Genomic DNA, 7,390 nt, shown 5'->3' on the forward strand with positions numbered 1-7,390 from the left:
TCATAAAAACCCTTCATGTAGGTAGCCAGCTCGGTGGCGTTCATTACCGGCGGTATCAGTTCCCGCATCATGGAGGCGCTGCCGTAGTAGGAATTGAAATCTATTTGTGTAGCGCCGGCTTTCCCTCTTTTGGTAGTGATGATGATCACCCCGTTGGCAGCACGTGAACCGTACAATGCAGTAGCTGCCGCATCTTTCAAAATGGTAAATGATTCAATTTCGTCGGGGTTAATATTATTGATATTGTCAGGATCTCCTATCATTGGTTGTCCGTCTACCACTACCAGCGGGCGTATATTGGAGGTAAATGACGCGGCGCCACGTATGCGCAGGTCCATTCCCTGTCCGGGGCGGCCGGTGGTTTGCGCCACCTGGGCGCCCGGCAGTTTACCCTGTAACCTTTCCGCAAACGTACCGGTTGGCTGGTCTTTTATATCGCTGGCAGATAGCTTTGCTACCGATCCCACAATTTCCCGTGTGCTTTGTTTACCATAAGCTACCACCACTTCGGTCAGCTGTGAAGAGGTTTGTTCCAGCTTCACATTGATAACGGCCTGGCCATTGATGGGTACTTCTTTGGGAGTATAACCAAGGTATGAGAATATCAGTACGCCGTTTTCATCGGGCGCATTCAGTGTATAGCTGCCATCCGCCTGTGTGGCTGTTCCCACTTTGGAATTTTTAACCCGCACCGCCACTCCAATCAATGGCTCACCATTGTTGTCGGTAACGCGGCCTTTGACAGGAAAGGCTGCCACCGTTGGCGCGGGGTTACGCGTTACCACAATGGTGTTTTCACGAATCGTATAAGTAAAGGGTTGATTGGCGAAACTTTTCTTCAGTACTTCTTCCACGGTTGCATCGGTTACCTGCATGGCTACCGGCTTGGCATCCTTTAAAAGGTCCACATCCCACAATACATTATAACCGGTTTGCTTACGGATCTGGCGGAATACTTCCCGGAGAGTGATTTGCTTAGCCGACAGGGTTACCTTCTGGGCATAACTGGCGGCGCTGACTTGCATTAACACTGCGATCATTAAAACAAAGGTCAGTTTCATCATCAACAGGATTTTTTTATACGTGGCGGCGGCTTTTACCGGGCGCACGTCAGGTATGTAAAATTTCATTACATTTGGATGTTTGAGTTTAATAATCAGATAACTGTGGCTACAATGACTTAGAAACTTGTCTTTCACAGGGTAAGCTCAAACTGTCCGGGGGCGCTGGAACGCTCCCGGTTTTTTATTGCTTCCCTTTTTGCAGGTGTTTTTATGGCATAACGATGATCCTCCTTCCTTCTATTTTAAAGTGAACAGTACCGGTTAATTCCAGCATACTTAATACTTCCGTAACATTTTTTGAGCGCGATAAACTACCGCCGATAGCTTTCCCTGAAACATCGCCCTGGTAAGTGATTTCCACATTATACCAGCGACTGATCTGTTTCATGACGCCTTCTATTTTTTCGTTATCAAATAAGAAGTAGCCGTTTTTCCATGCTATAGCCGCCTCTGTGTCTCCATCTTTTATATTGATCTTACCTGAAGCCCTGTTCAATATCGCTTTCTTACCGGGTGTCAGCAAGGCATCTGCTTTTCCGCAGCCTACTTTCACTGAGCCTTCCAACAGCGTAACAATATGTTGCTGCTCATCCGGGTAGGCATTTATATTAAAGTGCGTTCCCAATACCCTCACTGTCATGGGTGCGCCCGATGCGTCGTTCACCGTCACATAAAATGGGCGGGATTGATCTTTAGCCACTTCGAAATAAGCTTCGCCGGTAAGGATCACTTTTCTTTCTTTTCCCGGGAATGAAGCAGGGAAACGTAGGGAGGAACCCGCGTTGAGCCATACATTGGTGCCATCCTGCAAAGTGAGCCGGTACTGGCCTCCAAAGGGCGTAACCAGGGTATTGTAAACAATGTTGTTGTCCGTGTTGCCGTTTACCGTATTATACAACAGGCTTCCGCTGTCGGTTTTATTCACGGCAGCCTTGCCTTGTTGGGATATGATACCATTTTGCGCCTCTTCCAGTACTACCTTATCGCCATTGTCTAACATCAGAATGGCTTTATTACTTCCGGGCACAATGGCGTTAACCGCCTTAGCGATATTGGCCGGCTGCGGAGACCGGTGCAGCTGCGGGTAGTAAAAATATCCTGCAAGCCCCAGTATCACCAGTATACAAGCCGCAGCGGGGATGTAGTACCAGCGGCTTTTTGCAGTGGCATGCCTGGTTACCGGTACATTAACCTGCTGCTGCAAACGCAGCAGCATACGCGCGCGCACATCTTCTTCCTCATCCACATTCTCCGACAACCACTCTACCTCTGTTTCGTTATGATCCTGGTACCAGGCCATTAACGTTTCCTCTTCCGCCGGCGTAATGGTGCCGTCCAGGTACTTTTCGATCAGGTGATATATGTTGTTCTTCAACGTACAGATTTTATGGTTATGCAAACAGGTACCATGAACGGATCTTTTACCCTTAGTGATAAATATATTTTTTTTGAAAATTTTATTACACCAGGAGCTGAATGAGTAAGATCAGCCATAAGCAGGTTCTGTTCAATTTAAGTTTCAATACTTTCAATGCTTTTGTAAGATGGGCCTCTGCTGTTTTTTCAGCGATCCCCGTTTGCCTGGCCACTTCCGGTATGGTGAGGCCCTCTACCCTGCTTAGTTTGAATACCAGGCGGCACTGCCGGGGCAGTGTTTCCACTATGCCGTTAATTTGCTGCTGCAGGAACCGGGTATAGATCTTTTCTTCATCCCAGGCGGTTACCACAGAATCCGCAGTTTGTTCAATTATCTGTACTCTCCGCTTCTGTCGCAGGTATTGTTTAAAAACGGATAACCTCACCGCTGTAGCCAGGTAAGCATTGATATTGTCAATACGGAGCTCTTTTCGCCTGTTCCAGACACTGATAAAAACCTCCTGCACCACTTCTTCCGCAACCATTTTATCCCCGCAGTGATGATAGGCAACCGCCAGTAACTTTTTCCAGTAACGTTGATAAATTTCGGCAAAAGCGTGGCTGTTGCCCTCGCGAAAGGACATCATTAAGTCAGCATCCGTTTGTTGCCGGTACCAGCTCATACAACGGGGAAATTTCTATGATCCCCCTTAATTATACAGGTACACCAACCTTTCCTGGTGAGGTCCGATACATTGCTCTTCATAACATGGACATTACATAAACACTATGGCTACATGGATATGTACCATAAGAACACTTGTTACCCTTAGTGGAGCAATAATTTTTTGGAAAGATGTTAACGGATCAACGTGTAAGCGAGGATTATCATCCACAAATAGGGACGGTTCAATCTGAGTTTCAGTACTTTTAATGCCTTGGTGAGATGCGCTTCTGCTGTTTTTTCGGCAATCCCCATTCTTTGCGCTACTTCCGGAATGCTGAGCCCTTCTTCCCTGCTCAGCTTAAATACCAGGCGGCATTTTTCGGGCAAAACGTCTACAATACCATTAATATGCTGCTGCAGGAACCTGCTGTAGATCTTTTCTTCATCCCAACTGGTTTGCAAAGGACCGGCAGCCTGTTCTTTTATCTCGTTCCTCCGTTTCTGCCGCACGTATTGTTTGAAAACGGACAACTTCACCGCGGTGGCAAGATAGGCGCTCACATTACCAATGTGATGCCCATTCCGCCTGTTCCAGAGACCAATAAAAACTTCCTGTACAATTTCTTCCGCAATGATCTTATCCTTGCTGTGATGATAGGCGATGGCCAGTAATTTTTTCCAGTAACGGTGATAAATTTCGGCAAAAGCCTGATGGTCGTCCCCGCGTAAGGACGTTATCAATTCTACATCAGTTTGTGCCTGGTACCGATTCATGCGATTGGGAATGGTCCACAAGAATATAAAAATAAATCGAGCTTTATATCAGCACATCAAAAGATAATAATTAGGAAATATGACGCCTGATTGTCTTATTCATTCACTAAAAAAGTATGATTATTCCTAATATCTTAAATATACTATCCTCAAAATACGCCGATTACTTTAATTCAACGTCATTTTCCGGTAAGTCGGGGATCTTGGCTTTTAGGTCCGGAGTCCTTCCCGGCCGGGGCATTGTCATCCTGCGCCTTCCCCGCCTTATCAATAAGTATGTAACGTAGTATACCCGAAAAATGAATTTCGCTGGAGTTTAATTGCAGATGGAATGGCCCTTCAGGCGAATCCGAAACGGCGGTATACATATACCCGTTTTAAGGGTAATACCTGCCATTAGCTTCAATAGCTTTGCCGGGCGCCCAATACAACTGTCCCTCAGCGGATGGGAAGTATGATCCGGAAAAGCTCCGGTGAACAAAATCCTTTGATTTCCCAGATTACGGAAGGGCCGGAGGAACTAAGCCCGGCATCGTAACCATCTGTGGTTGCATAACAATAAAACGCGCCATTTATCTACTGGATACTTACATCGGCTACCAGGTCGATAATTTATGGCGCTTTAAGAAGACGCACCTCCATAATGCGCGGCGTCACCTTCCCGGGAGCAGCCCTGAAAACAACCTTTACAGTACCGGCTGCAGCTATCCTGGTTGGTATATCCACTATTGCGGTACTATCTTCCGTAGGTCCGTTAGCGTTAGCACATAACTCCATCAGTGTCTTATTTCCCACGATAACGCTGCCACAGTCGCCGGCTCCTGTATAACGGTAACGGATATATAATTGATAATTCCCCGCCGCAGCAGCCTGTAGCGTGTAGGCGAACCAGTTACGCGTGATCCTGAAATGCTGATCCCCCGATGTTCCGGTAGTGCTGCCATCACTTTCCAGCTGATGATCGGTCTCCGGTTGCTGTTCACCGGCATACACCCGGTCCGTGGTGAGACTGTCGAGGCGTTGTCTTTCCACCTCTTCCGGTCCCTGCAATTTATTGGATTCCGCTTTGCCTGCATAGGGCCAGTAAAGCATATACCGGCTATCGTGCAGGCGGTAAAATGGCACCAGTTTAAGCTGACGGAAGGCGGGTTGGGTGATCAGCTGGCCTGCTGTAAACTCCAGAGGTTTGCCTGTATGTTGTAATGCAACTATCCCCGGGGCCTCCAGTTGCAGTGTTGGTGCGGCGGACATTGGGCGCATGGTTCCCCGGGCGATATGCCCCCAGCGGCTGGAATCTGCATTCAACCCAGGCATATCGAGCGTATCCGTAGCCGCAGCCAGTACAATAGGGCCATACAGGAAAGACACCCAGTGAGTGCTGTCCGGCAAGCCTTCCGTGCGTACCTGCATGGGAAGATGAACCTTCACCACATCGCCGTTCTTCCAGGTGCGGCGGATATACACATAGCCAGCAGCCCCGCTGGTATTGGAGGCGCGTTGCCCGTTAACAGTAACGGTCATACTGTTTTTAACCCATCCGGGAGTACGTATCGCGATGGTCAGCAGCTCCGGCTTTTTCAAAGAAAGTTTCAGCATAGATGCGTCTTCTTCGGGAAACCTGGTTTCCTGTGTCAGCCGCAGTGATTTATTCTTCCATTGCAGCACGGAAGGAATGAACAGGTTTACATAAAGTGAATCTTTTGCCCGGGCATAGATCAGTTCCGTATACTTCCCATGGTTTTCCATACCGGTGCCAACGCAGCACCAGAAAGCATTTGGAGAGGTAGAATATACCCGGTAGTGCATGGGATGTATGGGCGTGAAATATACAAATCCGCCATTGGGGTGCTGGGATGAAAGAATATGATTATAGAGTGTGCGCTCATAATAATCCATGTATTTATGATTGGGATTATTCAGGAAAAGCAGCCTGGTAAGTTTCAGCATATTATAGCTGTTACAGGTTTCCGGTCCCTCGGGGCTTTCCAGCATAGCGCGGAAGTTATGTACGTCGTGGAAATGTTCGCGTACACTGTTTCCTCCTATAGAAATACTTCTTTGCTGTACCACGGTGTTCCAGAAAAAAGCGGAAGCATCTTCCAAAGCAGTATCATGGCTAACTATACCCGTTCGCATGAAGCCTACCACTTTTGGGATCTGGGTATTGGCATGTAGCCCGGTGAGGGCATCCGTATGCGTGGTGAGCGGATCCAGTAATTTTTTGTGGGTAAAGCGCCTGGCCATATAAAGCCAGGAGGTATCGCTGGTTTTTTCTGCTACCGCAGCAAAAATTTCGTTCATGCCACCAAATTCTGTCTGCAGCATTATCTGCATCTGTTCATCGCTGAGGTTTGCCGTAACGTTCTTACTCCAGCGGCATAGCCGCAGCAGCATATTGCGGGCCTGTGTGCTGCCGGTGAGCGTCCAGGCGTCGAGCAATCCGTTCAGCGTTTTATGTACATTGTACCAGGGTACCCATCGTTTTGTTACTGCATCTCCCCTACCCTCCGCTACCTGCTTCCATAGTTGCTTTCCGCCCGGAATACCACCCAGATATCCGTTGCCATTCTTCAACTGGCACTGTTCCAGCTGATCCAGCATATAATGTAACCGCCGGAGGTAAACCTGTTTCCCGGTGGCAGCATACATCAGTGAGAGCGCCGACAGGTAATGTCCACCAGTATGTCCGTCCAGTCCCCAGCTCTCCCAGTTGCCATAATTTTCTTTCTTTACAGGAATCCCCGCATCTTTCAGAAAAGGCGCCAGCAGGCGGTCAGGATCAAGGGATAGAATATATTCTTCATCCGTATGCTGGGCATCAAGAAAAAGCCCCGGCAACAGCCGGACCTCCCCGGGAGCAAATGTTTGCAGTTGAGTGGATTGTGCCGTAGCAATAACGGGAATATGTACCAAAAGACAAATGAGTAACTTCTTCATATATGCACGTGGAAATAATTGTCAAATTAACAATTAATTTTCATTTATGCAAATGAGTAACGACATTCTGTCTCCATTATAATACAACCATCCCCGGAGGCAATGCCATATTCAGGAACACGGTTATTGATCAATGAATTGAAATACTTTACATTGTATCACAAGCGGGGCTCACTGTTCGTGTTCGCCATTGTTGTTATTAGAAAACAACATACCAACCGCGAAATATTAACGTCATGTATAAGCATAGTAGCCGGACTGATACTTTATGAAATAGCACAAATATGGATACCAGGCAGAGTTTTTGATTTCAAAGATATCATCGCCTCCTTAATTGGTGGGGTAATTGCATACGGTATAATTTATGGTATCAATAAACAGGTAGCGCGTACAAGTAACAGGCCGGGCAATAATGGGGAGCCAGTATAAACTAATAATTAATACGTCAAAGCAATAAAATGGAAAACCGGATTATTAAGAAAACCATTGAAATAAATGCGCCCGTTAAAGAAGTATGGAGTGTGTTTATCAATCCCGCGATAAGCCAACAAATGGGAGGCTATTACGATACAGACTGGAAGACCGGCAGCTC

The 7,390-nt window shown here is 47.2% G+C and carries 6 protein-coding genes; 1 reads left to right on the forward strand and 5 read right to left on the reverse strand.

Features of this window, described 5'->3' with window-relative positions:
* The 5 genes from VN105_RS24400 to VN105_RS24420 all read right to left on the reverse strand — a co-directional run.
* A partial coding sequence (locus VN105_RS24400; RefSeq protein WP_325645153.1) for a SusC/RagA family TonB-linked outer membrane protein occupies window positions 1–1,130 on the reverse strand: 1,130 nt, incomplete at its 3' end.
* Between the two features lie 142 nt (window positions 1,131–1,272).
* Window positions 1,273–2,439 carry a FecR family protein gene (locus VN105_RS24405; protein ID WP_325645155.1) on the reverse strand — a complete coding sequence of 389 codons (1,167 nt, stop codon included), beginning with the start codon at window positions 2,437–2,439 and terminating at the stop codon, window positions 1,273–1,275.
* 85 nt (window positions 2,440–2,524) lie between these two features.
* Window positions 2,525–3,103, reverse strand: a complete 579-nt coding sequence (locus VN105_RS24410; protein WP_325645157.1) for an RNA polymerase sigma-70 factor — start codon at window positions 3,101–3,103, stop codon at window positions 2,525–2,527.
* Window positions 3,104–3,279: 176 nt separating this feature from the next.
* Window positions 3,280–3,861 carry an RNA polymerase sigma-70 factor gene (locus tag VN105_RS24415; RefSeq protein ID WP_325645159.1) on the reverse strand — a complete coding sequence of 194 codons (582 nt, stop codon included), beginning with the start codon at window positions 3,859–3,861 and terminating at the stop codon, window positions 3,280–3,282.
* A 612-nt stretch (window positions 3,862–4,473) separates the two neighbouring features.
* Window positions 4,474–6,798 (reverse strand): glycoside hydrolase family 127 protein, encoded by a 2,325-nt coding sequence (locus VN105_RS24420; RefSeq protein WP_325645161.1) that lies wholly within the window; start codon window positions 6,796–6,798, stop codon window positions 4,474–4,476.
* A 102-nt stretch (window positions 6,799–6,900) separates the two neighbouring features.
* Between VN105_RS24420 and VN105_RS29835 the strand changes: the two genes are divergently transcribed.
* Window positions 6,901–7,227: a VanZ family protein gene (locus VN105_RS29835; protein ID WP_414647260.1), complete on the forward strand. Its 327-nt coding sequence runs from the start codon at window positions 6,901–6,903 to the stop codon at window positions 7,225–7,227.
* Window positions 7,228–7,390 lie beyond the last annotated feature (163 nt).

It is taken from the genome of Chitinophaga sp. (genome assembly GCF_035564935.1).
In the GTDB taxonomy this organism is placed as follows: Bacteria; Bacteroidota; Bacteroidia; order Chitinophagales; family Chitinophagaceae; genus Chitinophaga.

Coding starts and splice junctions, on each gene's coding strand:
- VN105_RS24415 (WP_325645159.1), bottom strand. CDS start 3,861: ATGAATCGGTACCAGGCACAAACTGATGTAGAATTGATAACGTCCTTA.
- VN105_RS24420 (WP_325645161.1), bottom strand. CDS start 6,798: ATGAAGAAGTTACTCATTTGTCTTTTGGTACATATTCCCGTTATTGCT.
- VN105_RS29835 (WP_414647260.1), top strand. CDS start 6,901: ATGCCATATTCAGGAACACGGTTATTGATCAATGAATTGAAATACTTT.
- VN105_RS24410 (WP_325645157.1), bottom strand. CDS start 3,103: ATGAGCTGGTACCGGCAACAAACGGATGCTGACTTAATGATGTCCTTT.